The sequence below is a fragment of the Sphingomonas populi genome (genome assembly GCF_004208535.1).
GTDB classification, from domain to species: domain Bacteria; phylum Pseudomonadota; class Alphaproteobacteria; order Sphingomonadales; family Sphingomonadaceae; genus Sphingomonas; species Sphingomonas populi.
Genome location: NZ_SGIS01000006.1, coordinates 67,740 through 92,450 on the forward strand (window position 1 = coordinate 67,740; position 24,711 = coordinate 92,450).

The 24,711-nt window shown below is 66.4% G+C and carries 20 protein-coding genes; 1 reads left to right on the plus strand and 19 read right to left on the minus strand.

All coding sequences use genetic code 11. The annotated features are described in order from the left end of the window. Positions 1–12: 12 nt before the first annotated feature. The 12 genes from EWE75_RS05560 to EWE75_RS05615 all read right to left on the minus strand — a co-directional run bounded on the left by EWE75_RS05560 (position 13) and on the right by EWE75_RS05615 (position 15,144). Positions 13–1,152: a GNAT family N-acetyltransferase gene (locus EWE75_RS05560; protein ID WP_130155677.1), complete on the minus strand. Its 1,140-nt coding sequence runs from the start codon at positions 1,150–1,152 to the stop codon at positions 13–15. A 9-nt stretch (positions 1,153–1,161) separates the two neighbouring features. Next, positions 1,162–2,550, minus strand: coding sequence for a glycosyltransferase (locus tag EWE75_RS05565; protein WP_130155678.1), 1,389 nt, complete (start codon positions 2,548–2,550; stop codon positions 1,162–1,164). Positions 2,551–2,566: 16 nt separating this feature from the next. After that, entirely contained in the window at positions 2,567–3,385 is an 819-nt protein-coding gene (locus EWE75_RS05570) for a L,D-transpeptidase (RefSeq protein ID WP_130155763.1), read from the minus strand. Between the two features lie 59 nt (positions 3,386–3,444). Continuing rightward, entirely contained in the window at positions 3,445–3,720 is a 276-nt protein-coding gene (locus EWE75_RS05575; protein ID WP_130155679.1) for a hypothetical protein, read from the minus strand. 246 nt (positions 3,721–3,966) lie between these two features. Continuing rightward, the gene (locus tag EWE75_RS05580) at positions 3,967–4,824 is read right to left on the minus strand and encodes a fumarylacetoacetate hydrolase family protein (protein WP_130155680.1); all 858 of its coding nucleotides are present in this window, start codon (positions 4,822–4,824) and stop codon (positions 3,967–3,969) included. A gap of 1 nt (position 4,825) precedes the next feature. Beyond that, entirely contained in the window at positions 4,826–5,995 is a 1,170-nt protein-coding gene (lldD, locus tag EWE75_RS05585; protein ID WP_130155681.1) for an FMN-dependent L-lactate dehydrogenase LldD, read from the minus strand. Positions 5,996–6,013: 18 nt separating this feature from the next. Further along, positions 6,014–6,745, minus strand: coding sequence for an SDR family oxidoreductase (locus EWE75_RS05590; protein WP_130155682.1), 732 nt, complete (start codon positions 6,743–6,745; stop codon positions 6,014–6,016). Between the two features lie 35 nt (positions 6,746–6,780). After that, entirely contained in the window at positions 6,781–8,868 is a 2,088-nt protein-coding gene (locus tag EWE75_RS05595) for a right-handed parallel beta-helix repeat-containing protein (RefSeq protein WP_130155683.1), read from the minus strand. Next, positions 8,858–9,730 carry an amidohydrolase family protein gene (locus tag EWE75_RS05600; RefSeq protein WP_231708229.1) on the minus strand — a complete coding sequence of 291 codons (873 nt, stop codon included), beginning with the start codon at positions 9,728–9,730 and terminating at the stop codon, positions 8,858–8,860. Before EWE75_RS05600 ends, EWE75_RS05595 begins: the two co-directional genes overlap by 11 nt. Then, positions 9,697–10,980 (minus strand): MFS transporter, encoded by a 1,284-nt coding sequence (locus tag EWE75_RS05605; RefSeq protein ID WP_130155684.1) that lies wholly within the window; start codon positions 10,978–10,980, stop codon positions 9,697–9,699. Before EWE75_RS05605 ends, EWE75_RS05600 begins: the two co-directional genes overlap by 34 nt. Beyond that, entirely contained in the window at positions 10,977–12,086 is a 1,110-nt protein-coding gene (locus tag EWE75_RS05610) for a mandelate racemase/muconate lactonizing enzyme family protein (RefSeq protein WP_130155685.1), read from the minus strand. The genes EWE75_RS05605 and EWE75_RS05610 overlap by 4 nt, the downstream gene beginning before the upstream one ends. A gap of 154 nt (positions 12,087–12,240) precedes the next feature. Then, positions 12,241–15,144, minus strand: a complete 2,904-nt coding sequence (locus EWE75_RS05615; RefSeq protein ID WP_130155686.1) for a TonB-dependent receptor — start codon at positions 15,142–15,144, stop codon at positions 12,241–12,243. A 291-nt stretch (positions 15,145–15,435) separates the two neighbouring features. Between EWE75_RS05615 and EWE75_RS05620 the strand changes: the two genes are divergently transcribed. After that, on the plus strand, positions 15,436–16,155 hold the full coding sequence (locus tag EWE75_RS05620) for a GntR family transcriptional regulator (protein ID WP_130155687.1): 720 nt from the start codon (positions 15,436–15,438) through the stop codon (positions 16,153–16,155). A 9-nt stretch (positions 16,156–16,164) separates the two neighbouring features. Here the strand turns inward: EWE75_RS05620 and EWE75_RS05625 are convergent, their stop codons facing one another. The 7 genes from EWE75_RS05625 to EWE75_RS05655 form a co-directional block, all read right to left on the minus strand. After that, positions 16,165–16,509, minus strand: coding sequence for an L-rhamnose mutarotase (locus tag EWE75_RS05625; RefSeq protein ID WP_130155688.1), 345 nt, complete (start codon positions 16,507–16,509; stop codon positions 16,165–16,167). Next, positions 16,506–17,315: an AAA family ATPase gene (locus tag EWE75_RS05630; RefSeq protein WP_130155689.1), complete on the minus strand. Its 810-nt coding sequence runs from the start codon at positions 17,313–17,315 to the stop codon at positions 16,506–16,508. The genes EWE75_RS05625 and EWE75_RS05630 overlap by 4 nt, the downstream gene beginning before the upstream one ends. Beyond that, entirely contained in the window at positions 17,305–18,288 is a 984-nt protein-coding gene (locus tag EWE75_RS05635) for a 2-hydroxyacid dehydrogenase (RefSeq protein ID WP_130155690.1), read from the minus strand. Before EWE75_RS05635 ends, EWE75_RS05630 begins: the two co-directional genes overlap by 11 nt. A gap of 8 nt (positions 18,289–18,296) precedes the next feature. Continuing rightward, entirely contained in the window at positions 18,297–19,331 is a 1,035-nt protein-coding gene (locus tag EWE75_RS05640) for an aldo/keto reductase (protein ID WP_130155691.1), read from the minus strand. A gap of 218 nt (positions 19,332–19,549) precedes the next feature. Next, entirely contained in the window at positions 19,550–19,858 is a 309-nt protein-coding gene (locus EWE75_RS05645; protein WP_130155692.1) for a hypothetical protein, read from the minus strand. 137 nt (positions 19,859–19,995) lie between these two features. Further along, positions 19,996–21,498: an efflux transporter outer membrane subunit gene (locus EWE75_RS05650; protein WP_206364694.1), complete on the minus strand. Its 1,503-nt coding sequence runs from the start codon at positions 21,496–21,498 to the stop codon at positions 19,996–19,998. Positions 21,499–21,504: 6 nt separating this feature from the next. Beyond that, positions 21,505–24,708 (minus strand): efflux RND transporter permease subunit, encoded by a 3,204-nt coding sequence (locus EWE75_RS05655; RefSeq protein WP_130155694.1) that lies wholly within the window; start codon positions 24,706–24,708, stop codon positions 21,505–21,507. Between the last annotated feature and the right edge of the window lie 3 nt (positions 24,709–24,711).

Sequence of the window (24,711 nt, forward strand, 5' to 3'; positions counted from 1 at the left end):
GGGTGACCGGCGCTACGCCTTCCGAAACGGCGTAAGCTCGGCCAGATACTCCTGATCGTGCTCCACCGAAGCACGCTCGCGCACGAGGAAGTCGGCGATGGCGCGGCGGAAGTTCGGGTCGGGGATGTAATGCGCCGACCAGGTCGGCACCGGCGCATAGCCGCGCGCAAGCTTGTGTTCGCCCTGCGCGCCCGCCTCGACCACCGTCTTGCCGAGCGCGATGGCGGCGTCGATCGCCTGATAATAGCACAGTTCGAAATGGAGGAACGGCACCTCCTCGGTGCAGCCCCAATAGCGGCCGTAGAGCGTATCCTTGCCGATCAGGTTGAGCGCACCGGCGATCGGCCGACCGCCGCGTTCCGCCAGCATCAGCAACACCTGATCGCCCATCCGCTCGCCGAGCAGCGAGAAGAACGTGCGCGTCAGGTAGGGTTGGCCCCATTTGCGCGAGCCGGTATCCTGATAGAACACCCAGAACGCATCCCACGCCGCTTCGGTGAGATCGCGGCCGGTCAGGTGGCGGACGGTGATGCCGCCCTCCAGCGCGCCGGCGCGCTCCTTGCGGATCGCCTTGCGCTTGCGGCTGGAGAGCGCGCCGAGGAAATCGTCGAAGCTGGCGTAACCGTCGTTGCGCCAGTGGAATTGCGTGCCCTCGCGGATCAGCCAGCCCGCCGCCTCGAACAGCGGCACCTGATCGGGCGCGACGAAGGTGGCGTGCGCCGAGGACAGGCCATGCCGATCAGTGACCGATTCGAGCGCGGCGATCAGCGCCGGTGCGTGCGCGGGATCGCGCAGCAGCAGGCGCGGCCCCGGCGCGGGCGTGAAGGGGACCGCGATCTGGAGCTTGGGGTAATAGTCCCCGCCGGCGCGGCCATAGGCATCGGCCCAGGCGTGATCGAAGACATATTCGCCCTGGCTGTGGCTCTTGGCATAGGCAGGCGCGATCGCGACGGGCTTGCCGTCGGCCCCTTCGATCAGCACCGGCACCGGCTGCCAGCCGGTCTGCGCGGTCGCGCTGCCCGAGTCTTCGAGGATCGACAGGAAGGCGTGGCTGAGGAAGGGGTTGTCGGCGCCGGCGCAGGCGTCCCAATCGGCGGCGGGCACCGACGTGACACCGTCGGCTAATCTGGCGGTGACGTCGGTTTTGCTCACCCGCCCAAGCTAGGGTGTGGGCGCGGCTTTTCCAACCGCCGTCTGCGCGATCGGCCAGCACAGCAGCAGAAGCAGGAACGGCGTGACGAAATCGCGGTGGCGCTCGCCGAATTCGAACCAGATGCCGAACAGCGCGAGCTGGAGGACGCAGGCGGCGATCAGCAGCAGCAGGGCACCCGGCACCGCGCGCGACGCGGCGCGCCACGCTGCGAGCGCGAGCAGCCCGGCGTGGCTGAGGTGCGACAGCGGCCACAGCAGCGCGGCGAGCGATCGCCCGATCGTCGGGCTCATCGCCTCAAGCCGCACCACGTCGAAGATGCTCACCCCGCAGGCGCGCACGAACTTGGTGAGCGTCAGCCGCACGAAGCCGACCGGGTCGCTCCGAATCCATTCCACCGCCAACGCGCCGGCGCGCTTGCCGACGGCGATCTCGGGCAAGTCGCGCAGTTCGGGTGGATAGTCCATCCAATTGCCGGTCGCATGCGCGTTGTTGCCGACCCACAGGCTCAACCCGCCCGCGCTGGTCAGCGGCACGAACAGGCCGAACACCAGCCAGTTGCGCAGCCACCACGGCAGCATCACCAGCAGCGCGACGGGGATCGCCATCACCCCCCGCCGGAAAACCGCCGCCAACCCGATCCGCCGCCACAGCACCAGCCCGATCAGCGCGCCGAGCGGCGCCTGCCCCGGTTGCGTCAGCGCGAGCAACCCCGCGATCCCGCCCAGCACGACCCCACCGCGCCAGCCCTGACGATCGCTCAGCCACGCCAGCGCGAGCGCCAGCACGAGCACAGCGCAGAACCCCTCCTTGGCGGCGAGCGGCGCGGAGAACACCACCGACGGCCACACCAGATACAGCCACGCCGCGCGACACCCCGCCGCGCCGCTGCCGAGCCGCGCGCCGAGCAATGCGATCAGCATCGCCGCCGCGCCATCGATCAGCGTGCCGAACACCACCAGCGACCAGGTCGAAAACCCCAGCACCGCACCCCACCCCGCCAGCAGCAGCGGATACAGCGGCGGATAGAAAGCGCGGCAATAAAGGTTCAGATAGCTTTCGTAGACGCCGAAATCGCCGTGCAGCACGAGGTTGCGCGCAAGCTCGACATAGGCATGCGGATCGCCCGGAGAGATCCGGCCCTCGGCGACCAGCGCCGATCCGAAGCGTAAGACGACGATGGCGAGCGCCATGCCGATCAGGCTCGCCGGCCCGGGCCGCCGCGTAAACGCGCGCACCCCCGCCGCCGCCGCGCCCGCCCAGCCGACGAACAGCAATACGCCGCCCACCGACCAGCCCCAGCGCGCGCCGAACCCCGGAAGCGACGCGAGAGCGTAGAGAAACAGCGCGGCGAGCGCTGCCGGCATCACGATTCGCAACGGTGATCGTCCCGCGTTCATGCGCCGGACGCCCGCGCTATTCGGAACGGTCGCCACTCAGATAGGGCAGCAGGCGAACGCGCGGGAAAACGTCGTCGAGCGGCTTGGTGTCGGGCAGGATGTAGACGACGCCGCCGGCCTTCCGAAACAGCGGGCTGACGTGCTTGGTGTAGAAACTGGTGCCGACGTTGATGCAGCCGAAGCTGATGCGATTGTCATCGGGCGTCGGCGAGAGCAGCCGCGCGACACGGTGCTCTTTCTTGTTGGTGGTGATGACCGCGTGGAGCGCGACCGAATTGGCGTAATCGACCCACAGCACGCGGGTATGGCCGAATGCCTTGCCGAACTTGGCGACGAAGCGGCCCGCCGGCGTGGTCCGTTCGGCCGGGCCGATCTCGGACAGGTTCTTCTTGGTGCCGACGCCGGGCGTGGAATCATCGCCCACGCCCACGCCGATCAGCACTGGCGTCTGGCCGACGACTTCACCGTTCGCCTTGAACAGGAACAGCATCGCCGCCTGCTTGTCGATGATGATGTAGGGGAGCGATCCGTTGTCATGCTCCGCCGACACCCAACCCAGCACGCGGCTGGTCGATTCGGACGGGGTGATCTCCGGCGGTTTGGGTGCTTCGCCCGCTTTGGCGCCCTTGCGCCTGGCTGCGGCCGATGGCTTGGCGGCGCCTTTTTTCGGCGCGCTGGCCTTTTTCGGTGCCTTGGCCTTCTTTGCCGAAGCTGCGGTTTTTTGCTGAGGCGCTGGGGCTGTCGGTGCCGCCACGACAGGCGACACCAGCAACCCGAGCACTGCCGCCGGGACGAGGCCCATGCGGCGAACGATACGAAACGGCTCTGTGAACATGATAGCCTTGTTCAACAGAGCCGTTCGCAAATGCAACAGTGTTTAGCGCGTTACCGCGATCAACCGCGCGGCTTGCGCTGACGGCGCTGCTGCTGTTGCTGAATCTGCTGATCGAGACCATCGACCCGGCCCTGGAGCTGGTCGATGCGCTGCCCGTTCTGCTGGGCCTGGCCCGCTGCGGCCTGTGCCTGGGTGAGTGCTTGGCCGGCGGTGCCTTCGACCGTGTGCAAACGCCCGTCGATGCCATCGATCCGCGTGTTCACGGTGGCGATCTGGCTGTTCACATATCCCTTGGTGGCGCAGCCACTGAGGCCGACCGATCCGAGCAGGATCATGGCGGCTACTGAAGTCTTCGAAGGCAATGAAAGCATGTACGCACCTCTACGCGAAGGTTGGGGTGCGCAAGCCAAGCTCAGGCCTCCGGGATTGGCAAATTCAAATGGGTGAAATGTGCGTCGAATGCGATGAAAAGATTGATCGACGTCAAGATTGACTGGCTCTGGAGCGCGGCGGACGCCGGCAAGACCGGGTGGATGGGGGCCACATCACAGCAGCCCCCGACTCTTCCTTTGATGGACCAGTCAGCCCTTTGGCGCAGCCGCGACGCAGGTCTGCTGCTGCTCGCCGAGTCCGTCGATGCCGAGGCGGATCGTGTCACCGGCTTTCAGATACCAGGGCTGCGGCTTCTGCCCCAATCCGACGCCCGGGGGCGTGCCGGTGGTGATGATGTCACCCGGCTCCAGCGTCATGAAGCGCGAGCAATAGGCGACGATCTCGGCGACCGAGAAGATCATCGTCGCGGTGTTGCCATTCTGGAGGCGCTTGCCGTTCACCTCGAGCCACAGGCCGAGCGCCTGCGGATCGGTCACCTCGTCGGCCGTCACCAGCCAGGGGCCGACCGGGCCGAAGGTGGGGAAGCCCTTGCCCTTGTCCCACGTCGGGCCGCGCTCGGTCTGCCATTCGCGTTCGGACACGTCGTTGACGACGCAATAGCCGGCGACGTGCGCCAGTGCGTCCGCTTCGTCGATATCGTGCGCGGCGGTGCCGATGACGACGCCGAGTTCGACCTCCCAATCGGTCTTGGTCGAATCGCGCGGAATGGTGATGGGATCGTTCGGCCCTTGCAGGCAGTTCACCCATTTGTTGAACACGACCGGCTCGGACGGGATCGGCAGGTTCGATTCGGCGGCGTGATCGGCATAATTTAGCCCGATCGCGATGAACTTGCGCGTGCCTGAGACCGGCACGCCGTAGCGCGCGCCTTCGGCGGCGAGCGGCAGCGTCTCGATCTCGACTGCGCGAAGCCGCGCGAGGCCCTCGGCGGAGATAGCGGCGGCGTCGATGTCAGCGATCACGCCGGAGAGATCGCGGATGCGGCCATCGGCATCGACGACGCCCGGCTGCTCGGCACCGGCCGGGCCAAATCGGCAAAGCTTCATATCAGGAATTCCTTCTGGTCGGATCGGAGGGGTAATCGGCGAGAATCGTGCGGTCGAGCGAGTCGATGCGGTTGCAGCCGGCGAGCGTCATGACGACACGCATCTCCTTCTCCAGCATCGCCAGCATGCGATCGACCCCGGCCTCGCCCCCGGCGGCGAGCGCCCACAGCCACGCGCGGCCGAGCAGCACGCCGCGCGCGCCGAGCGCGAGCATGCGGACGACGTCTAGCCCGGAGCGGACGCCGCCATCGGCGAGGATCGTCATCCGGTCCCCCACCGCATCGGCGATGGCGGGCAGCGCTCGCGCGGTCGACAGCACGCCATCGAGCTGCCGTCCGCCGTGGTTCGACACGACCAGCCCCTGCGCGCCATAGGCCGCCGCGTCGCGCGCGTCGTCGGGATCGAGGATGCCCTTGATGACGAGCGGGCCGTCCCACGCGTCACGCAACCAATCGAGATCCTTCCAGCGGATGCCGGGATCGAAATTGGCGGCGAGCCAGCCGATATAATCGTTCATGCCGCTGTCCTTACCCAGCACCGGCAGGAGATTGCCGAGCTGGTGCGGCCGCCCGTTCAGCCCGACGTCCCACGCCCAGCCGGGTTTGCCGACCGCCTGAAGCGCGCGGCGCAGCGGCCCGTTCGCGCCGGACATGCCGGAATGGAGATCGCGGTGGCGGATGCCCGGCGTCGGCATGTCGACGGTGAAGACCAAAGTCGTCGCGCCCTGCGCCTTGGCCTGCGCAATCAGGTCGCGCATGAAGCCGCGATCGCGCACGACATAAAGCTGGAACCACAGGTTCACGTCGGGCGCGCCGGCGCGCAGTTCGGCGAGCGGGCAGATCGCCACGGTCGAGAGCGTGAAGGGGACGCCATGCCGCGCCGCCGCGCGCGCCGCCTGCGCCTCGCCACGCCGGCGGAACATGCCGCCGATGCCGATCGGCCCGAGCGCGACCGGCAGCGGCACGCGCTTGCCGAACCAATCGGCCGACAGGTCGATGCTCGCCACATCCTGCAACACGCGCTGGCGCAGCGCGATGTCGGCGAGGTCGGCCATATTGCGGCGCATGGTATGCTCGGCGCCCGCACCGCCATCGGCATAATCGAACAGGAAGCGTGGCAGGCGCCTCCGCGCGGCCTCACGGAAATCGTCGATCGCGGCGATGATCGTCATGCGCTCACGCCCCCCGCCTCACGCCATCGTCCAGCCGCCGTCGATCGCGATGGCGCTGCCGGTGATGTAGCTGCTCTCGTCGCTTGAGAGGTACAAAGCGAGCTGAGCGATTTCCTCAGCCGTGCCGATCCGCCCCATCGGCTGGCGCGCGATGAACGCGGCGCGCGCCGCATCGGCATCGCCGGTTGCGGCGAGGCGCTCGTCGAGCGAGGGCGACTGCACTGTGCCCGGACAGATCGCGTTGCAGCGGATGCCCTGGCCGACATAATCGAGCGCGATCGAGCGGGTCAGCCCGACCACCGCGCCTTTGGACGCGCAATAGGCGAGCCGGTTGGGCACGCCGATCATAGCCCCCGCGACCGAGGCGATGTTGACGATCGCGCCGCCCCCCGCCGCCAGCATCGCCGGCAACACGGCTTGCGTCATGCGGATCGTCGCGCGGACGTTGAGGTCGAACGACAGATCGAGGCCGCGCTCGGTGGCGCTGAGCAGATCGCCGGCATCGACATAGCCCGCGCAATTGACCAGCACATCGACCGTACCGACCGCCGCACCCGCCGCCGCGACCGCCGCCGGATCAAGCAGATCGACCACCAGCGCCTCGGCGCCGGCGAGCGTCGCCAGCGCCTCGGCCTTGAGGTCGAGCGCGATCACCGACGCGCCTTCGCGTGCGAACAGCTCGGCGATGGCGCGGCCGATCCCCTGCGCGGCCCCGGTGACGAGCACGCGTTTTCCGGCGAGACGTGGCATGGCTTGAATGTCCTTCTGTGTTTCTTGGAGTCGGGTCAGGGTTTCTCGGGCTCGATGCCGGCGTGGGCGATTACGTCCTTCGCCGCATCGGGCCACGCCCCCGGCGCCACCGCGAGATTATCGATGTCGCGGTTGTTGACAAAGGGCGTCCATGATCCGGTGCGTCGGCCAGAGTCATGCCAGTTGCCGATCGCGGTATTGTCCATCGCCGTGCGGCGCGGCGCGATGTCGTTCTGCGAATTGAGATTCAGCCATATCCCGACATTGCCGACCACATTGTTGCGCAGCGTGACGTAGCGCGATCCTTCGTCGAGATACATCGCGATGCCGTCCTTCACGTCATAGATGTAATTCTCGGCGATCAGCGCACCGGGATCGGCGGAGAGATGGTAGATCGCGCCGCCATCGGGGAACCATTGCTTGACGTCATGCACGCGGTTGCCGACCACGACGCTGTCGCGCAGCGTCGTCGGCGTATCGTACATCAGATTGCCGGGCTGGTTATAATAGCCGCGATTGGCAGTGAGGTACGCCGCACTCCCGCCGGGATCGTTCGCGCCCCAGCCCCAGCCGATGTCGATCCCGTCATAGGGCGTACCGGAAACGTCGTTGTGCCAGATCACCGCGCCGCTGGCATAGGTGACGAGGATCGCCGCCTGCTCGCGGTAATGCTGCGACACGGTCCGCACGAGGTTGTTGCTGATCAGGATGTCGCGCACGCTCATCTCCGGGCGCGAGGGGTGATGCGCGTCGGGGCGCACCCCGCCGACCATGATCGCCCCGCCGGCGAGATCGGTGAAGCGCGAGCGGCGCACGTCGATCGCGCTGACGCCGAGGCCGATGCCGCTGTCGTTCGCATCCGGGTTGTTGCCGATGCCGAGCGCGATCTGGCCGAGTTGGGTGAACTCGTCATGATCGAACACGATCCGCGTCGCCGCCGCGACCTGCACGGCGGCGGGTTGCTGCCGCCAGCGGTTGCGCATCGCCTCGAACGGCCAGCACCCCCACGAGCAATCGCGGATCGGATCGCCCGGATAGCCGGCCCATTCGCCGGCGAGGAACGATCCGCTCTGCTGGCTGGCATAGCCCTCCGGCCCAGATGGCAGCAGCCAACTGGTGTGGCGGAAGCTCAGGCCACGGAACTGGAGATCCTTGATCGTCTCGTCATAACTGCCAGAGATCGAAAGCAGCAATTCGAGGCGCGGCAGCACCACCTCCAGCCGCTTCATGTCCTCGCCCGCCGCCGGCTTATAGTAGAGCTTGCCGGCGTCTGGATCGGCGTACCACTGCCCCGCATCGCGCAGGAAGCTCAAGGAATTGACGAAGAACAACCCGGCATTGTCGCCCCATACCGAGCGCGCGAACGTATCGTAGCCGACCAGATTGTTGTGCCAGCCCGGCTGCTGCATGACGATGCGGTCGCCCGCGATCCGATCGACCATCGCGTGACGATCGGTGAACCAGCCGGTCGCCTCGACCTCGATCCGGCTCTGGTCGGGCAGATGCGCCAGCGAACGCCAGGCCGGGTCGGTGATCTCGATGCCGGTCTTGTCGAACCGGAAGGCGGTGCGCGGCGCACGCACCGAGGCGCGCGGGGCCATATGCCCGCCCACCCACAATTGGCGCGGATCGATGCCGCGCGGGATGTCCGCCGACCAGATGCCGCGCTTGGCATCCGCCAGCGTCCAGCCGGTCACCGGCGTACCGCCCGATACGATCGGATGCGCGCCCGGCGCGGCTTCCCAGCGCACCGTATAGCCACCCTGCCCGCCATCGGCGGCGGTGAAGCGCAGCGGTGCGGTGAGCCGGTAAACGCCATCCGCCACCCGCACGGTCACGTCATGGTCGCCGTTCAGCCGGCGCACCGCCGCCTGTGCGCGCGCGAACGTGGCGAACGGGTGCGCTGCGGTGCCGTCGCCCTCGTCCGAGCCTTGCGGCGACACCGACAGCACGACCGGCACCGGATCGGGCCGGCGCGAGATGTGGATCGCGCCCGCAGTCTGCTCCTTGCTGACCACCGGCGGCACGTAGGTTGGAATGTCGGTCGCCGGCGTGATCTGCGCCGCGACCGGCACGGCGGCGATCGTGAGCGAAGCGACGAGCAGAAGACGATTATGCCGCATCCGCGTTCTCCAAAGCATAGAAATCGATCGCGGCACCGCCGAAAAGCCGTTCCAGATCGGCCCCGGCGCGCGCGGCGAGGCGCAAGGCATCGTCGTGCCAATGCCGCCACTCGTCACCCGACAGCAGCAGCACCGGCCAGTCGCTCCCCCACATCAGCCGTGGGCCGAATGCGCGGACGAGATGCTCTATATACGGTACGAGGTTCTCGGCGGGCTGGCCGGGCGCCTGTTCGGTGCGCAATCCCGAAAGCTTGCAGTGCAGGCCGAGACTCGCCAGCGCCGCGATGTCGTCGCGCCACGGATCGAGCGTCGCGGTGGCGGCATAGGGTTTCGCGGCATGGTCGATCACGATCGGCAGATCGGGCCACCGCTCGGCAAAGCGCGCCAGCATCGGCAAATGGCGCGGCTGGATCAGCGCGTCGAGCCGCAACCCAGTCGCCTGCATCGCCTCCAGCGCGGGGACGAGCGCGTCCTGCAACAGCCAGTCGGTATCGGCGATCGACTGCAGCATCGGCCGCAGCCCGCGCAACTTGGGCCGCTTGGCCAGCGCGCGGATGCGGTCGGGGGCGTCGGGGCGCGCCAGATCGACCCAGCCGACCACCGCGCGCACCAGCGGGGTGCGCTCCGCCAGCGACAGCATCCAGTCGGTATCCGTGTCGGTCGGCTGCGACTGGACCAGCACGCTGCCGGCGAGCGGCAAGCCCGTTGCGGCGGTGATCAGATCATCGGGGCCGAAATCGCGGTGGATTTCGGCCTCGGCGGCGGTCGGCCATTCGTGGCCCGGCGTCGCGAGCGACCAGAAATGCTGGTGGGCGTCGATCAGCGTCATCATCGCACCGACCGGATCGGCAGGACCAGACACGCGCCGAACACCACGAACACGGCCGAAACGACGAACAGCAACGGATAATTGTTGCCGGTTGCGTGCAACAACGCCGCCGCCATCACCGGACTGAGGATCTGCGGCACGTTGATCGCCGTCGTCAGGATGCCGAGATCCTTCCCGGTCGAATCCTCTCCGGGCGTGGCCGGCGGCAGGACATGAGTCATTAAGGCGAGATCGACGGACATGAACGCACCGTAGCCAATCCCGATCAGCCCCGCATAGAGGAACATCCCGCGCAGATCGGGCGAGAGCAACGGCGCGATCTCCGCCAGCGCCATCACGAGGCCGGCGATGAACACCAGCGGCTTCAGCCGGCCGAGCCGATCCGACAGCCACCCCGACGCCAGCCCCGATATCACCAGCGCGACGAACGTGATGGACGACATCCGCGCGATCGTCAGATTGGCGGCGCTCTGGGTCAGGCCGATATACCCTTCGAGGATGTAGAGCAGATAGGTCAGGATCGCCTGATACCCCATGTAGATCGAGAACCGCCCGAACAGCGCCCAGGCGAAATCGGGATTGGCGCGCGGATCGATCCAGAAACTGCGCAGGAACGCCGTCACCCGAAACGGGGTTGGCGCGGAGAGCGTTGCGGGCAAGGGCGGCTCCGGGTTGAGCGCCACGAAGACGAGGCACGCGACGATGATCCCGCAGCCGACGATCGCATAGGCGAGGAACAGATGCGCCGCGAGCAACCCGCCGAAGATCGTCCCCGCCGACACGCCCGCCGTCATGCTCGCACCGACCACGCCCGACACCATGCCGCGCTCGCTCGGCAGAAAGCGATCGGCGACGATCGTCGTGATCGACGGCTGCATCGAATTGAGGCTGACCGTGGCGAGCAGCCACAATGCGGTGACGCCGACGATGCCGCCGCCGAACGGGATCAGGATCGTCGCCACGCCGCCGATCACGCCGCCGAGGACGATCCAGGGTGTGCGTCTGCCGAACCGCGATCGCGTCCGGTCGGACAGCGCGCCCGATACCGGCGTGGTGATCGTGCTGAATACAGACGTGATCGCATACACCACGCCGAGCGTCGCCATTTTGCCGGCGGGATCGAGATTCTCGATCTGGTTGGGCAGCAGCACGCCGAGGATCGAGGCGTACAATGTGAGCAGCACGAAGAAGACGAAACCGAGGCTGACGATCAGCCGCCATTTGCGGCCCTCGCCGACGGGAGTCGCGAGCGGTTCGGCGTCGAGCCCGGCGCGCGTGGTCACGCAGCCGCGCTCGTCGCGTGCGGAAGAGCACCGCCGCGTGCGCGCGCATCGGCGCTCAGCACGAGGCCGTGGCCGGGCGCCTCGCGGCCGTGGATCAGCCCATCGGCCATCGCATAGGGTTCCTCAACGAGATGGTCGAAATTCTGGAAACTGTATTCGAGCCAGCGCACCCCCGGCAGCGCGAGCGCCATGTTGACGCCGACTTCCAGGAAGGTGTTGCCGAGCGTCACCTCGACATTCGCCTCGTTGGCGAGCCAGCCGGCGCGCATCACGTCCGAGACCTGGCCGTGGACGTTGAGCATGTCGCACGCCCGCGCCTCGACCAGTTTGCGCTTGCCGGTAAGATCGAGATATTCGCCGGCGTTGATCCGGCTGATGCCGAGGTGGCGCAACATCTTCAGCCCGTCGAAATCGTCGCGTGGGATCGGGTCTTCGAGCCAATAGATGCTGTGCCCGGCGCGTTCGAAGCGCCGCACCGCCTGGATCGTCTCCTGCGCGGTCCACGCCTCGTTGGCGTCGACCATGACGGGACGATCGCTGCCGACCGCCTTGCGCAGCAGATCGAGCCGGTGGACATCGCGTTCGAGATCAGGGTGGCCGACCTTGATTTTATAACCGAGGAAGCCGCGCTCGCGGGCGTTGCCGAACAATTCGGTGAAATCATGATCGGACAGATGATAGTCGAGGCCGCTGGCATAGACGCCGACCGCGCTCCGCTCCGCCCCCAGCATCCGCCACAGCGGCAGCCCGGACTGTTTGGCGAACAGATCCCAGATCGCATGCTGGAGCGATTCCTCGAACGGCAGCCCCATCCGCCGCGCATTGCCGCCGCGCACGCGGTTGACCGCCAGTGCGAGCGCCGTCGGATGGCGCCCTTCTAGGCCCGGCCAGGCTTCCGCCGCGAAGATGCGGTCGATCTCGGCGGCATCGGGCAGCGGCGTGAACAGCGACTGCGCGAAGCCGAGGCCGACATTCCCCTTCGCGTCGATCAGTTCGACCGCGACAAGCTGCGCATTGGTGGCACGGACCTGTGAATCACCGATCGTCCGGTCGCGCTCGAAGGCCAGGCGAGTCAGGCGATACGCGACGATCGGCGTTGACGACATTTGGTAGCTTCCTTGTTGAGATATCAACCTGTGCGATAATGCCGGTACACTAGCAAGCAGGCTGTATCAGTCGGTCGATTTTCATTGCCCGAAATGGAAAAAACGGGGCGGCGCAAGGCGAAGGAGGAAACGACGCGCCGCCCCTTCCACCACCCTAGAACCGCACGCGCACGCCGGCGGTATAGCGCCGCCCGACCGAGCGATATTCCTGCGTGTTTGCGATCACGTTGGCGTAGTGGAACTCGTTGGAGTTGGTCAGATTGGTCGCGTCCGCCGTAAGGATGACGTTCTTGGTCAGCGAAATCTGCACGCCCGCATCGAGCTGATCGTAGCTGTCGACGAATTCGGGAATGCCGGTCTGCGTTTGCGGGGTGAACAGATAGCCATCGCGGAAGGTATAGGATGCGCGAAGCTGGATCGGCCCCTTCTCGTAAAAGGCGACGGCGGTGTACGAGTTCTTCGACAAGCCGACCAGCGAGTAGGATGTCGAAGCTTTCGTCGGGTTGGTGTAATGCGCGTTGCTGTCGGTATAGGTGTAACTGAGCTGCGTACCCAAACCGCTGAGCACACCGGGCAGGAACTTGAACAAAGTGCGATAGCTCAGTTCGACGCCCTTCACCGTCGCGCCCGTTCCATTGACGGGCTGGTCGACGATGAACTTCACGTCATCGACCTGCTGGGTGGTGGTGCCGCGCGTGATGAACGAGTCGATCGACTTGTAGAAGAACGTCGCCGACAGCAACGAGTCCGGGTTGTAATACCATTCGAGGCCAGCCTCGGCCTGCGACGCCCGGAACGGCTGGAGGTTGGGGTTGCCGCGCGTGATGCGTTCGTTGCCCGGGTTGCTGCTGATCGACTGCGCTGACGACAGATCGGTCAGCGTCGGGCGCGAGATGACGCGCGACGCGGCCGTGCGGAAGATCAGTGTCGGCGTGATGTTCAGGCGCACGTTCACCGAGGGCAGGATATCGGTATAATGCCCGGTGGAGCTGAGCGGCGTCAGCCCGGATAGGATGATGATGTTCTGCCCGGTGCCATTCGACTTGGCGCTCAGCACCGTCTGGCCGGCGCCGCTCGATGAGAAATTGGTGTCCTCGACCCGCACACCGGTATTGATCGCCAGCGGCAGATCGCCGAGCGCGCCCTTGTACTCGAACATCAGATAGCCGAGCGCGACCTTCTCCTTCACCTGGGAACTCGCCGCCGGATCGACCACGAGTGGGGACAGACTGCCGGTGTGCAGCGATGGGTCCGCCGTGCCGTTCAACCCCAGCATCGTCTGGAACAGTTTGTCGGCATCGTAATCCACCCAATTGGCGGTATTGCCGCCCGCCCTGCCGCCGAAGAAATTGAACGTGGTCGGCGTGAACAGGGTAGACGGCAACGGCACGTCGCTTCCGCAATAGGCGCAGGCGTTGGGTTCGGAGAAGCCGGTGGTGACCTTGGTACGCTCGGAATAGCCGACGCCCCCATATGCGACGATCGCGCCGCCGTCATACGATCCGTCGAGATGCCCCTCGTAGATGGTGTCGTCAAAATTCTGGCCTTCGGCGGCGACATAATGCGCCAGCCGATGGTTCACGTCGGTCGCCGCGTCCGCATAATTCGGATTGCTCAGCGTGAAGCTGGCGAGCGGCGACCCGGTATTGCGGTCGTAGGTATAGTCCATGTGCTTGAGGCGGATGGTCGTGAACAGCGCGCCGGCGTTGCGAAACTGCGCCTTCGACGTGTCGAGATCCAGTGCCAGACTGAACGGACCCTGATTCCATTTGGCGTTGAAGCCGAACAGATAGGTGGTCGATTTCGTCGGGCGATTCTCGACGATCTCATCGACGGTGCCATCGTGGAACGTCTCGGATGTCGCGGTGCCGCCGACATGCACGGTGCGGGTCTGCCCGCCGACGATCGCGGTCGTGTCTGTACCGCCCGACACCACCTGCTTGACCAAGGTGCCGCCGCTGAAATCCGGCGTCAGAGCCGAGCTGTGATAATGTTCATCATCATGCGAATACAGGCCGTCGAACGTCAGGAGCAGCGTGTCGGTTGGCTTGAACTGCACCGTTCCGTCGAGGCCGAGGCGCTTGCGGTTGGAGAATTCCACCTGATTGGCCAGATTATGGTACATGTCGACGTTGCAGAACGTCGTGACTTTGCTGACGTCGATGCGCGGTGCCAACGCGCTGGTGTTCGCCGTGCCGAGACACAACCGCTTCCCGCCTCCGCCGACATCACCATAATAGCCGTCATCGAAACTGCGCGGGTAGGAACTCGCGCCGACCGAGAAATTGTCGGTACGCTCGTTACGCTCGTCATAGGAGGCGACGAACGACACCCCGAGGCGACCCGACTCATCCTTCCAGGTGACATAGGCCGCGCCTGACGGCGTGCGCTTGTCGCCGAGGTCGTCGATATTGGCGCGCAGCGAGCCGCCGCCACGAAATCCCGTCTTCCCCTCGAGCGGGCGGAGCGTGTGGATATCGACCGTCGCACCAATGCTGGCGCCGTTCAGATTGGCCTGCGGGCTCTTGAAGACGTTCGCGCCGGCGATCAGTTCGGACGGCAGGATATCGAAATTGAACTCGCGTCCGGCGCTGTCGGTGGCGATGACACGGCCGTTGATCGTCACCGTGTTGAACTGCGGGCCGAGGCCGCGCACCGTGACGCCGTTGCCGACGCCGCGATTGCGATCAATGGTGATGCCGGGAACGCGCTGAAGCGACTCTGCGACATTCTGGTCGGGCATCTTGCCGAGGTCTTCGCTCGCGATCGCATCGACCGAATTGACCGCGTTGCGCTTGATATCGATCGACTGGCGCTGCGCGGCGCGAATGCCCGAGACGATAATGTCCTGCGCAGCCTCGCTTACCGTATCGGCCGAGGGCTGGGCATTGCCGCCCGTCGCCACACTCTGTTGCGAGGGGCCGGGTTCCGAGGGGCCGGGCGGTGGCGACACGCCGCCGCTCATCTGCGTGGCAGACTGGCCCTGCGCCGCAGAAGCCAGCAAAACCGCCAACGTCGTCATCGCGACGCCAGCGCAAAACCGTCGATCAGTTCGCATCCTACCCTCCCTGTGTTTTTATTGAATATATCAATATAGCCGTACTGAAATATGTCAATGAATGTTGCCAGACTGTGTCTGCGATTTTTCTGCCGAAACGGAAGGTATTTGATATTGCGTAGTATCTCCGCCCGCGTGGATGCCGCGCGCACTGAAATGCCGTCCGCACCCGCATGCGCGAGCAGTCGTCCGCTATGGCTGGCGTTTTTTCCATCTGCGGTTTAGGCTCTGACGATACAGGAATGCGCTGTTCGCCCCTTGGGCGAGCGTGTCTCGCACAGGATATTTCGAATGCGCGCAGCAACGCTAAAGGCAACGCGGGAACCACCGGGAACCCCCTTTCCCGATCTGGCGGGCACCGACGATGACGCAAGCCTCGCCGACAAGGCCTATGCGGCGATTCTCAGGGGATTGTTCGACCGCTCGATCCCATCAGGCGCGGAACTCTCGCAAGCCGATCTGATCCGGCTGCTCGGTATGACGGTCCAGCCGCTGCGCGATGCGCTGCGCCGGCTCGAAACCGAAGGATTGGTGACGATCCACGCACGGTCGTGCATTCGCTTCGTGCGCGCGGACCTCGAATTGTCGCGATCGACATATCAGTTCCGCACACTGATCGAGCGTGGCGGCGCGCGCATCCTCGCGGAACGCGGCGATGCCGCCGAGATCCAGGCGCTGGTCGACGATCATCACGCCTTGATCGCGCGGCTGGAGAGTTCCGCCTGGAGCGCGGAGGAGAATATCGCGCTCGATCTGCTCGAAGAACGGCTGCACGGCGCGCTCATCTCGGCGTTGCGCAACGAGTTGATCGAGAACACGGCGCGACGGCTCAAGAATTACGTCACTTTGGTCCGGCTCGACTGGCTCACCACGCGGCCGCTCGCGATCCGCACCCTGCGCGAGCATCTCGAAATCCTCAACGCCTGCGTCGCACGCGATGCGGACGCCGCCGAGGCCGCACTGGTCGCGCATTTTCAGCTTGCGCTGCAACGCCTCATCGGGATGGAATAAGCGCTACCGTCACGGTTGATCGTCGAGGCTGTAGATCTGCTCGGCTTCAACCCACTTCTCGCCCTCGCGCGCGAACGGCAGGCGGCGCTGGAAGCGGTCCATCAACACTTCCCACGCCTGGACATCGGGATCGGCGGCATCGCGCGCCGCGTTCGCGACGGGATCGAACTCGGGCGTGGTTTCCATCAGCATGACCAGCCGGTCGCCGACCTGCCAGATGTCGAGTGCCGCCACCCCGCCCGCGCGGATCGCCCGCGTTACCGCTTCGGGCGGGCCGCCGGGGCGGTGCCAGTGCCGGTAGGCGGCGATCGCCTCGGGATCATCCTGAAGGTCCAGAACGAGCACATGCCTCATTGTATATCTCCATCAGCGCCGCGCACAGCGACGCAGCCGCGCGCTTCGTCGAGTTGCAGCACCAGATCGGCATAGCCGGGCATATCGTCGAGGATATGCCGAGTCAGCCGCTCGTAATGGCTGACGAACGTCGTCACCTCGGCATCGGACATCACGCCCGCACCATGCGCGCCCGACGCCCGCAGCGCCTGTTCCTGTTCGATCCGCCAGCCAAGCACCCGCTCCCAGTTCGGCGCGCGCAGCATCGCCAGCCAGTCGATCCGCGCGAACAGCCACTGATACGCGCCCGCGAGCGCGGCATTGGCTTGGCGCCGCCAGATACCGTCCGGGTCGTCTTCGCGTTCGAGCGCGTTCACCGGCGCCACCAGCGCCGCATCGTCCTGCGGGCGCGCGCCGACGCACCAGCCTTCGAAGATCACCAGCGCCGGGCGCTCGGTTACGATCGGCCACGCCGCCGGATCGACGCGATCGTCGCGTGCCTTGTCGAAGCGCGGCAGCGGCGTGGCTTGCCCGCCGTCCAGCTTCGCGAACGTGGCGAGGCCGAGATCGACGTCGTGCGTGCCGGGCACGCCGCGCGTCGCGAACAGCGGATGCACATCGCGCGCCAGCGCCGCACGCTCGCCCCGAGTCTTGTAGAGATCGTCGAGCGACAGGACCACGGTATGCGGGAATCGCGCGGCGAGCGCAGCCGCGACGGTCGATTTGCCGCTGCCCTGCGCGCCGCACAAACCGATCACCAAAGGCCGCGTGCGCGGACGCACCAGCGCGCGCTCGATCGCATCGGCGAGGATCGCTTCAGGCGACACGATCGGGCATTTCGCCGCTAGCGAAGAACGCGTCGAGATTGTCGATCGCCTGCATGCCCATCGCCGTGCGCGCCTCGAGCGTCGCGCTGCCGAGATGCGGCAGCAGCACCGCGCGCGGGCTGTCGAGGAGGCCTTGGCTGACTGCCGGCTCGCGCTCATAGACGTCGAGCCCGACCGCCGCGATCCGCCCTTCGGCGAGCGCCGCGACCAGCGCCGCCTCGTCGATCACCGATCCGCGCGCGGTGTTGACGAGGATCGCGGTCGGCTTCGCTTTGGCGAGCAGTGCGGCATCGACGAAATGGTGCGTATCGGTCCCGCCGGGGACGTGCAGCGAGATCACGTCCGCCATCTCGACCAGCGCCTCGGCGGAGGTGACGCGCGTGGCGGCAAGGCTCGCCTCGATCTCGGGCGCGGCGGCGCTGCGCGAGAAATAGCGGATGGTCATGCCCAGCCCGAGCGCGCGCGCCGCGGTGCGCTGCGCGATCCGCCCGAAGCCGATCAGCCCGAGCGTGCGCCCGGCCAGCGACTGCCCGACGAGATGAGTCGGCCGCCAGCCGGTCCACGCACCCGCGCGCAGTTCGCGTTCGCCCTCCCCCGCCCGCCGCGCCGCCATCAGCATCAGCAGGATGGCGAGCTCGGCGGTCGCCTCGGTCAGCGCGCCGGGCGTGTTGCTGACGGCGACGCCCGCCGCACGCGCGGCGGCGAGGTCGATATGCTCGACCCCCGCGCCATAATTGGCGAGTATGCGCGCGCGGCGCCCCTCGGTCGCGATCAACGCCGCGTCGATACGGTCGGTGATCGTCGGCACGACCGCGTCGAACTCGGTCAGCGCGGCTCGCAGTTCGTCAGCGCTGAGCGCGCGGTCCTCGACGTTGAAGACCGCGTCATAGCCAGCGGCAAGGCGCGCCTCGACCGCTTCGGGCAGGCGCCGCGTCACGCGAACGCGGGGGCGGGGCGTGGTGTTGCCGGTCATGGTCGCGCTCAGCCCGCAGCGGCCATGTCGGGCGCCGGAGCATCGGCGCGCAGCAGCCCGGCCTGCCGCAGATCGCGCCAGAAGTCCGTGGGAATAGCGGTGCGGTAGAGCTCCAGCGTGCGCTCCACCTGCTCCGCCCCGGCGAGGCCGGGCAGCACGCACGCGACCGCCGGATGCGATAGCGGAAACTGCAAGGCCGCCGCCGCGAGCGGCACATGATGCGCGTCTGCCACCGCTTCGATCCGGCGGACCCGCTCGACGATCGCCGGTGGCGCGAGATCGTAATTGTAATGCAACGGCCCGCCGCTTTTGGCGCCGGTGGCGAGGATGCCGCTGTTGTAGGGGCCGCCGACCAGCACCGAAACGCGCTGCGCCACGCACGCCGGCATGAAAGCATCGAGCGCATCCTGTTCGAGCAACGTGTAACGCCCGGCGAGCAGCACGACGTCGAGGCGCGTCTCGCGCAGTGCATCGAGGCAGACCGCCGTTTCGTTCACCCCCAGGCCGAAGCCGGCGATCGTGCCCTCGTCGCGGAGTTGCTCCAGCGCGCGAAACCCGCCGCCCTTGGTAAGCTGGTCCCAGTACAGCGCGTTGGCGTCGCCATGATTGGCGCGGCCAATGTCGTGGACGAGCAGCAGATCGATCCGCGCCAGCCCGAGCCGCTGAAGGCTCGCCGCGTGCGAGCGGAGGATGCCGTCATAGCTATAATCATAGACGGGCCGGAACGGCATCGGCGACGCGAAGCCGTCGCGCATCGCGCCGGTGTCGAGCGACGCATCGGCAACGAGCAGCCGACCGACCTTGCTCGATACGACCACGCCGTCGCGTCCCCGCAGCGCATCACCGAGCCGGCGTTCGCTCAGACCGAACCCGTAAAACGGCGCGGTATCGTAAAAGCCGATCCCGGCCTCCACCGCCAGATCGACTGCGGCGCGGGCCGCGTCGTCCCCGATCGGACGATAGAGATTGCCAAACGTTCCAGAGCCGAAGCCGAGTTCGGTAATCGAGACGCCCGTAGTCCCGACGCCGCGCGTGTTCATCATGCTTGCCTCTGAAATATCAGATTTGCCAATCTGCGATCTATGATCACAAATCCTGTGTCACGCAAGCCTACCTCGGCGAGAGCCAGGGCTGATGTCGAGCAGCGAGATGGGATTGGATCGTGACGACGAACAGTGGCGCGCAATCCGCGCGCGTGCTGCTCAACGCTAAGGCGTGAGCCGCTCGCGCGTGGAGCCAGACGATCGGCCTGGCGCGGAGCTCAGGGTTTCGGCGCGCCGAAAGCCAGCGCTTCCGCTGAACCAACGTCCTGAGCGCCAGCAAACAGCCGGTCCAATCGGCTCCGCACATCTTTCCGGTAGTTCTTCGGCACCGTCACACGCGGCGCGGCGACCGCGACCTCGTCGGCGATCGCATCCTTGATGCGCTCGAGCGCAGGTTCGCCAAGCACGTTCGCCCGGCGCAATTCGATACAGAGCTGTACCAGGCCGACCGCCGTCGCCTGAGCCCGCAATTCCACGTTTGTGAGCTCCCAATGGAGCCGCTTCTGTTGGTCGTATGGTTTCGTCATTTTGACTTTTTCCTCCCCTAGGCCGATCGTACTTGCCGAATCGGATGTGCGCTAGCACTTACAAGCTCCCGCCCCTCGCGCCGATGCTACCAGCGGCGCCCGATCGCGTTCGGGCGCCCGGCAACGTCAAAAGCCGGTCATTGGCGCACAGCATCCTTACCCGTACGATCGTCGCTTGTAAGTCCGCCGCCGAGCGACCGGTACAGCTCGACCAGGTTGCTTTCCCGGTTCAACCGCGTTGTCACCAGTTGCTGCTGCGCCGAATAGGCGGTCCGCTGCGAATCGAGCGTCGTCAGGAACGATTCCACGCCGGCCCGGTAGCGCGCGTCGGAAATCCGCAGCGCTGCGGTCGCGGCGCCGACGCGTGCGGTTTGCGCAGAAACCTGTTCGTCGATGGTGCCACGCTGCGCCAATGCGTCCGCCACCTCGCGGAACGCGGTTTGCACCGCCTTCTCGTAAGTCGAGACGGCTGCCTGTTGCTGCGCCTCGGCGGCGCGCAGATTGCCGCGCAACCGCCCGCCATTGAAGATCGGCAAAGAAATCGACGGCGCCGCGCTATACGTGAAGCTGCCACCGGCGAAGAGTCCGCTCAACGCGGTGCTGATCGTCCCGACCGTCGCCGTCAGCGAGATGGTCGGGAACAGCGCCGCCCGCGCCGCACCGATATTGGCGTTTTGTGCGATCAACTGATGCTCGGCCTGAAGCACGTCGGGCCTGCGCAGCAGTACCTCCGAGGAAATACCGGCCGGCAGAACCTGCAACGCGGCGTCGCCATTGCCGAGTCCCTGCGGGAGCATCGCCGGTGCCACCGGCGCCCCGACCAGCAGGTCGAGCGCGTTCTTGTCCTGCGCCAGCCGCGTCCTGAGCACAGCGATGTCGTTACGGGCACCCTGATAGGTGCTTTCCGCCTGCCGCGCCTCAAGCTCGGACGCCACGCCGATGCGGAACTGCGCACGGGTGAGATCGAGCGACTGTTCGAACGACTTGAGCGACTCCTGCGAGATGCGCAACTGGTCCTGGTCCGACGCGAACGTCAGCCACGCCGTCGCAATCTCCGCGACAAGGCTGATGCGCGTCGAGCGCTGCGCTTCCTCGGTGGCGAAATACTGCTCCAGCGCCGCGCGGCTGAGGTTGCGGACGCGCCCGAACAGATCAACCTCAAAGGCCGAGACACCCGCGTTGAGAGAATAGAATTCGAGGTCCGTCGAGCCCGCGCCTGCTCCGGCGCCTGCTCCGGCTCCGGCGCCAGTACCGCCGCCCGCGCCCGTCCCGGCGCCGCCACCCGCGCCCTGGATGTTGTTGGTATAGGTCGCCGACCCCGACGCGGTCACCGACGGCAGCAGACTGGCCCGCTGGACGCGATATTGCGCGCGCGCCTGAAGCACGTTCGCCGCCGCGATGCGGAGATCGCGGTTGTTCTCCAGCCCGAGCGCGATCAGGCCGCGAAGCCGATCGTCGGTGAAGAACGTGCGCCAGCCGATCTTGCTGACGTCGGGCGCATCGGTCGCGCCCGCCGGATAGACGCCACCGGCGGGCAGCGCCGCCGGCACCGCACCGACGGGACGCACATATTTCGGCGCGAGGTTGCAGCCGGCGAGCGCGGTGGCTGCAAGCAGGACAAGGACGCTTTTGCTAGTCATCACCACTCAGGCTCCCTGCGGCGCAGGGGAATCCCCGCGCGCGCCGTCATCACGCCGTCCATCATCGTGCGGATACGCGTCCTCGTCGTGCGCCGCCTCATCGCCACGGCGGAACAGGCGCAACACGACCACGAAGAACATCGGCACGAAGAAGATCGCGAGAACCGTGGCCGAGAACATGCCGCCGACCACCGCCCGCCCGATCGCATTCTGTCCGCCCGCGCCGGCCCCGTTTGCGATCGCCAGCGGGAACACGCCGAAGATGAAGGCGAGGCTGGTCATCAGGATCGGCCGGAGCCGCAGCTTCGCGGCTTCGATCGCCGCGTCGAACGGCGCGAACCCCTCGCGCATCTTCTCCTCGGCGAACTCGACGATCAGAATCGCGTTCTTCGCCGACACGCCGATCGTGGTGATGAGACCGACCTGCAGATAGATGTCGTTGTTCAGGCCCGTGAGGCTGGCCGCGAGCAGCGCGCCAACCACGCCGAGCGGCACCACCAGCATCACCGACAACGGCACCGACCAGCTTTCATACAGCGCCGCGAGGCACAGGAACACGATCAGCAGCGACAGGCCGTAGAGCGCCGGCGCCTGCCCGCCCGAAAGCTGCTCCTCGTAGCTGAGGCCAGTCCAGTCGAGCCGCGTTCCCGGCGGCAGCTTGGCCTGCATGTCCTGCATCGCCTCAAGCGCCGCGCCGGACGACACGCCCGGAGCCGGCTGGCCGAGGATTTCCATCGACGGCAAGCCGTTGTAGCGCGTCAACTGCATCGGCCCCTGGTGCCAGGATATGTTGGAGAAGGCGGTGAACGGCGCCATGTTGCCACTCGCGCCACGCACGTACAGATCCCCGATGTCCTCGGGCGCGAGGCGATACCGCGCATCGGCCTGGACATAGACGCGTTTGACGCGGCCACGGTCGATGAAGTCGTTGACGTAGGAACCGCCCCAGGCGGTCGCGATGGTGCTGTTCACCGTCGCCAGATCGAGCCCGAGCGCACCCGCCTTGTCCTGATCGACCTCGACCTTGAGCTGCGGCGCGTCGTCCAGCGCGTTGGGGCGAACCCCGGCCAGCGCCTTGTTCTGTGACGCCATGCCAAGCAACTGGTTGCGCGCGGCGAGCAGCTTGTCGTGGCCCAGCCCGGTCTCGTCGACCAACTGGAGGTCGAAGCCGGTCGCATTGCCGAGTTCCTGCACCGCCGGCGGAATGACCGCGAAGATCAGCCCGTCCTTATAGCCCGCGAACACGCCCATCGCGCGGCCGACGATCGCCTGCGCCTTGTTCTTCGCGCCCGGTCGATCCTTCCATTCCTTCATCGGGATAAAGGCGATTCCGCTGTTCTGGCCGGTGCCGGCGAAGCTGAAGCCGTTGACCGTATAGACGCCCCGGATCGCACCGCCCGCGTCGCTGAGGAAGTGGTCGCGGATCAGATCGAGTCCCTTCTGCGTCCGCGCGCTGGTGGAGCCCGGTGGCCCCTGCACCAGCGCGACCATGATGCCCTGGTCCTCGTCGGGCAGAAACCCCGTCGGCAATCGCGCGAACAGGAACACCATGCCAGCGACGATCAGCGCATAGGCGATCAGCGAGCGGCCCCAGCGGCGCGTGGTCGAGCGCACGCCGCTTTCGTAGCGCGCGCGTCCGCGGTCGAACTTGTCGTTGAACCAGCGGAAAAACCGCGCCAGCAGACCCTTGCCTTCATTCTTTTGCGGGTCGTGCGGCTTCAGGATCGTCGCGCACAGCGCCGGCGTCAGGATCAGCGCGACCGCGACCGACAGCACCATCGCCGACACGATCGTGATCGAGAACTGGCGGTAGATGACACCGGTCGATCCGCCGAAGAACGCCATCGGCAGGAACACCGCCGACAGCACCAGCGCGATGCCGATCAGCGCGCCGGTGATCTCGTCCATCGATTTGCGCGCCGCTTCCTTCGGCGTCAGGTGTTCGGTGGTGATCAGCCGCTCGACGTTCTCGACGACGACGATCGCGTCGTCGACGAGCAGACCAATCGCCAGCACCATGCCGAACAGGGTCAGCGTGTTGATCGAATAGCCGAACGCCGCCAGCACGGCGAACGTCCCCGTCAGCACGACCGGCACCGCGATCGTCGGGATCAGCGTCGCGCGGAAATTCTGCAGGAACAGGAACATCACGAGGAAGACGAGGACGACCGCTTCGACCAGAGTCTCGATCACCTGCTCGATCGACAGGCGGACGAACGGTGACGTATCGTAAGGGAAGATCACCTTGACGTCGGACGGGAACTGCTTGGCGATCTCGGTCACCCGTTGCTTGACCAAAGTCACGGTGTTGAGCGCGTTGGCGCCAGGCGCAAGCTTGATGCCGATGCCCGATGCCGGCTTGCCGTTCCACTGCGAGGAAAAGCCATAATTCTCGGCGCCGATCGCGACGCGGGCGACGTCCCCGAGTCGCACCACCGATCCATCGGCATTGCTCTTCAGCCGGATCTTCGCGAACGCTTCAGGCGTGGTCAGTCGCGATGAGACGGACACCGTCGCGTTGAGCATCTGCTCCTTGGGTGCGGGTTGCGCACCGATCTGACCGGCCGAGACCTGCGCGTTCTGTGCCGTCACCGCGTTGGTCACATCGGCAATGGTCAGCGCGAAATTGTTGAGCTTGATCGGATCGACCCAGATCCGCATCGCATATTGCGAACCGATGAGCTGCGTGTCACCGACACCTTCGACGCGCGCCAGCGGGTCCTGGATCTTGGAGGCGATGATATCCGACAGATCGTCGGCGTCATGCTGCCCATTCTCCGAATACACACCGACGAACAGCAGGAAATTCTGCGTCGCCTTCGCCACCAGAATGCCCTGGCGCTGAACTTCCTGCGGCAGCAACGGCGTGGCCGCCTGCAATTTGTTCTGCACCTGGACCTGCGCGATGTCCGGGTCGGTGCCCTGCTCGAACGTGATCGTGATCGTGACCGTACCGGCCGACGAGGAGGATGCCGAGAAGTAGCGAAGGTGATCGATCCCCTTCAACTGCTGCTCGATGATCTGCGTGGTCGTATTTTCGAGCGTCTGCGCGTCTGCGCCGGGGTAGGTCGCGGTGATCGATATCGCCGGCGGTGCGATCGCCGGGAACTGCGCGATCGGCAGCGTGCGGACCGACAGCAGGCCGGCGATGACGACCATGATCGCCAGCACATAGGCGAAGATCGGGCGATCGATGAAATAGCGTGACATGGC

What these genes read in the sequence shown, in the direction of transcription:
- EWE75_RS05575 (WP_130155679.1), bottom strand. Translation starts at nt 3,720, where the DNA reads ATGATCCTGCTCGGATCGGTCGGCCTCAGTGGCTGCGCCACCAAGGGA.
- lldD (WP_130155681.1), bottom strand. Translation starts at nt 5,995, where the DNA reads ATGACGATCATCGCCGCGATCGACGATTTCCGTGAGGCCGCGCGGAGG.
- EWE75_RS05650 (WP_206364694.1), bottom strand. Translation starts at nt 21,498, where the DNA reads ATGACTAGCAAAAGCGTCCTTGTCCTGCTTGCAGCCACCGCGCTCGCC.
- EWE75_RS05625 (WP_130155688.1), bottom strand. Translation starts at nt 16,509, where the DNA reads ATGAGGCATGTGCTCGTTCTGGACCTTCAGGATGATCCCGAGGCGATC.
- EWE75_RS05580 (WP_130155680.1), bottom strand. Translation starts at nt 4,824, where the DNA reads ATGAAGCTTTGCCGATTTGGCCCGGCCGGTGCCGAGCAGCCGGGCGTC.
- EWE75_RS05640 (WP_130155691.1), bottom strand. Translation starts at nt 19,331, where the DNA reads ATGATGAACACGCGCGGCGTCGGGACTACGGGCGTCTCGATTACCGAA.
- EWE75_RS05590 (WP_130155682.1), bottom strand. Translation starts at nt 6,745, where the DNA reads ATGCCACGTCTCGCCGGAAAACGCGTGCTCGTCACCGGGGCCGCGCAG.
- EWE75_RS05570 (WP_130155763.1), bottom strand. Translation starts at nt 3,385, where the DNA reads ATGTTCACAGAGCCGTTTCGTATCGTTCGCCGCATGGGCCTCGTCCCG.
- EWE75_RS05635 (WP_130155690.1), bottom strand. Translation starts at nt 18,288, where the DNA reads ATGACCGGCAACACCACGCCCCGCCCCCGCGTTCGCGTGACGCGGCGC.
- EWE75_RS05620 (WP_130155687.1), top strand. Translation starts at nt 15,436, where the DNA reads ATGCGCGCAGCAACGCTAAAGGCAACGCGGGAACCACCGGGAACCCCC.
- EWE75_RS05565 (WP_130155678.1), bottom strand. Translation starts at nt 2,550, where the DNA reads ATGAACGCGGGACGATCACCGTTGCGAATCGTGATGCCGGCAGCGCTC.
- EWE75_RS05615 (WP_130155686.1), bottom strand. Translation starts at nt 15,144, where the DNA reads ATGCGAACTGATCGACGGTTTTGCGCTGGCGTCGCGATGACGACGTTG.
- EWE75_RS05610 (WP_130155685.1), bottom strand. Translation starts at nt 12,086, where the DNA reads ATGTCGTCAACGCCGATCGTCGCGTATCGCCTGACTCGCCTGGCCTTC.
- EWE75_RS05655 (WP_130155694.1), bottom strand. Translation starts at nt 24,708, where the DNA reads ATGTCACGCTATTTCATCGATCGCCCGATCTTCGCCTATGTGCTGGCG.
- EWE75_RS05645 (WP_130155692.1), bottom strand. Translation starts at nt 19,858, where the DNA reads ATGACGAAACCATACGACCAACAGAAGCGGCTCCATTGGGAGCTCACA.
- EWE75_RS05595 (WP_130155683.1), bottom strand. Translation starts at nt 8,868, where the DNA reads ATGCGGCATAATCGTCTTCTGCTCGTCGCTTCGCTCACGATCGCCGCC.